Consider the following 2,628-nt stretch of genomic DNA (forward strand, 5'->3'; position numbering starts at 1 on the left):
CACGCGGGAAGGGGGATTGAATCTGTTACGTCCCGGTCAGCAGGGATTCGAACGATTTAGTACGGCTAATGGTTTACCGAGTAATACAATCGTGGGCATCCAGGAAGACCGTCAGGGTCATTTATGGATTAGTACCGACAAAGGGCTTGCCCATTTCGATCCGGAACACGCCCGCTTTGTGCATTACAACCGGCATGATGGATTGGTATGCAACGAGTTTACGCCTAACTCCACGTATCAGGATCCGCAGGGCTATCTTTACTTTGGGGGCTATAACGGCATCGTTCATTTCCATCCCGACAGTATCCGTCGGAATACGCGGGTTCCTCAACTGGCGTTTACACAGGTCCGGTTGTTCAATGAACCGATTACCCGGCTTTCAGAAAGTGGAGAATCCGATATTGATTTTGAACGAGGCCTCACCTTTACGCATCAACAGAATGTATTTTCCATCGATTTTGCGGCGTTCAATTACATCAACTCGTCAAAAAATCGGTACGCCTACCAGTTGGTGGGTTTTGATGAAGGATGGAATTACGTATCAGAACCCCGGGCTCTGTACATGAACCTGAATCCGGGAACGTATGTACTACGCGTAAAAGGCTCGAATAATGATGACGTCTGGAATTCTAAACCCCTGGAGCTAATCATTACAGTATTACCGCCGCTCTGGAAAACACCCTTAGCGTACGTCGTGTATGCCCTGACATTTCTCGCCTTACTACGGTTGTGGTCAAGATTTAACCGTAACCGATTGCAACTGGCCCACGAGTTACAGCGGGAACACGAAGAGAAAAAACGCCAGCAGGAACTCCATCAAACCAAGCTTAACTTTTTTACGGAAATCGCCCACGAAATTCGTACGCCTTTGACGCTAGTGATGGGGCCGCTGGAAGTACTGTCCAGCCAATACGGTCAGGAACCGGGCATTCATAAACAGGTTAGTCTGATGCGGGCCAGTACGGACCGCTTGTTACGCTTACTCAATCAGTTGCTGGATTTTCGAAAACACGAAACGGGCAATGTCCAGCTACAGCGGCAGCAGGCGGATTTCGTCCGTTTTCTCCGACAAATCGTACACTCGTTTCTCGGGCACGCCCGTTCGCGTCAGGTACAACTCAACTTCGAATCGGAAGGGGAAGAAATCCCGTTGTGGTTTGACGCGGGGGAAATGGAAAAAGTGATTTCCAACCTGTTAGTTAACGCCTTCAAATTTACACCTGCCGGGGGGCGTATTACCGTGCAGGTGCGGGCAACGCCGCAAGAAGTGACGCTGCTCATTGAAGATACGGGTCTGGGAATTCCAGCGGAAGAAATCAGCCAGATTTTCAAACAGTTCTATCAGGCGGATCGCCATCAGTCGCGGGATACGGGTTTTGGTCTGGGACTGGCCTTGAGCAAAAGCATTGTTGAACAACACCAGGGACAAATCAGCGTGGAAAGCCAGGAGGCCGGTTCGGAACACACGGGCTTTACCCGATTCAAAATCACCTTACCCATCCTACCAGTCGGGGATCCATTGGTTACCGTTCCAGAACCAGTGGTATGCGAAGCATTGCCAGTCGTTACCCGTTCAGAACCAGCTGCCGGAGAAAAGCCGCTACTACTCATCGTAGAGGATCAGGCGGACATCCGAAATTATCTGGCTGATCTGCTGACTACGGAATATCAGGTACTGGAAGCTAGCAATGGGGTAGAGGCCTGGGAAACGGCTTCGCAGCTTTTACCCGATCTGGTGATTACGGACCTTGCCATGCCCGAAATGGACGGATTGACCCTAATGCATCGGCTCAAAACGGATACCCGTACCAGTCATATTCCCGTCATTATGCTGACGGCGAAAGATGGCGTCGATCATCAGTTATCAGGACTGCAAACGGGAGCGGATGATTACCTGACTAAACCTTTTCACCCGGTCTTACTACGGGCCCGCGTACAGAACCTGCTGTTGTTACGACAGCAACTGAAAGCGAAGTATCATCGCCTGATTACGCTACAGCCGCAGGCCCAGACGCTTGAACACCCGGACGAGAAGTTTTTAAATCAGCTCATGACGGTACTCGATCAACATTTAGCAGACCCGGATTCAACGTAGGCAGTCTGGTGGCAGCGATGGGCATGAGTCGCCCCGTATTATTTCGAAAAGTAAAAATGATTGACGGATCGCTCCGTCGTGGATTTGCTGCGAACGACGCGACTGAAAAAGGCGAAAATGTTATTACAGCAACGCAAGGCCAACGTTTCGGAAATTGCCTTTACCGTAGGTTTCAGTGATCCCAAATACTTCAGCCGGGCCTTCCGGGCCGAATTCGGTTTAACGCCAACGGAGTATAGTCAACAGGTAGTCACCGAAGAAACGCCGTCCTGAGTGGCGTGAGCCGTAAAAGGCCAGTGAATCGTTACGATTCACTGGCCTTTTCGTATTAAAACAAGGATTTCTTTTCGTTCAGCCGTTTCGCCCGTAACAAGGCTTCCAGCCAGTAATAATCGGCGTAAATCAGCGGTACGTCCACCTCACTGTTATGCGGTTTCGAACCCGTACTGTGCAGCAAAAGAAACCCATGACTACTCCCGGCAGGAGCCAGGTACGTTTTGGAAAGATTGGTCAGGAGCTGATCAGCTTTGGCA

2 protein-coding genes and 1 pseudogene are annotated in these 2,628 nt (G+C 50.4%); 2 read left to right on the forward strand and 1 reads right to left on the reverse strand.

Features of this window, described 5'->3' with window-relative positions; translation table 11 throughout:
- On the forward strand, positions 1 to 2,095 hold a 2,095-nt coding region (locus tag BWI97_RS25045), incomplete at its 5' end, for a response regulator (protein ID WP_233208026.1).
- A 60-nt stretch (positions 2,096 to 2,155) separates the two neighbouring features.
- The gene (locus BWI97_RS28630) at positions 2,156 to 2,368 is read left to right on the forward strand and encodes an AraC family transcriptional regulator (RefSeq protein WP_233208027.1); all 213 of its coding nucleotides are present in this window, start codon (positions 2,156 to 2,158) and stop codon (positions 2,366 to 2,368) included.
- Positions 2,369 to 2,423: 55 nt separating this feature from the next.
- Here the strand turns inward: BWI97_RS28630 and BWI97_RS25050 are convergent.
- Positions 2,424 to 2,628 (reverse strand): annotated as a pseudogene (locus tag BWI97_RS25050) (glucuronyl hydrolase); the annotation flags it as partial.

It is taken from the genome of Siphonobacter sp. BAB-5405, assembly GCF_002872335.1.
GTDB lineage: Bacteria > Bacteroidota > Bacteroidia > Cytophagales > Spirosomataceae > Siphonobacter.